Here is a 283-nt window from a genome sequence, read left to right on the forward strand (position 1 = left end):
GCGGCGCCGGCGACAGTCAGGCCTGTCGGCACGACTTCGACAATCTTGACCTTGAAGGGACCGTGGCCCTCGAAGCCTTGCAGGCGTTCGAGGTAGAGGCGGGTCATGTCGTCGACGCCGGTGTCGAGAGGCACGTCCGAAGGCCAGTAAGGAAGGCGGCGGCGATATTCGATGATGCCCTGCAACAGGGTCATGTGCAGGCTGGAAATCGGCGTGAAGGCGAGGCGATCCGCATCCGGCATGGCGCGCATGCGCTCACGCACCTCGACGATCGCTGCTTGCG

At 64.7% G+C, this 283-nt stretch carries 1 protein-coding gene; it reads right to left on the reverse strand.

The window, feature by feature from the left end; genetic code table 11:
* A partial coding sequence (locus EN850_RS35905; RefSeq protein WP_136093096.1) for a DUF1868 domain-containing protein occupies nucleotides 1–283 on the reverse strand: 283 nt, incomplete at both ends.

Source organism: Mesorhizobium sp. M8A.F.Ca.ET.207.01.1.1, from assembly GCF_004794715.1.
Lineage (GTDB): Bacteria > Pseudomonadota > Alphaproteobacteria > Rhizobiales > Rhizobiaceae > Mesorhizobium.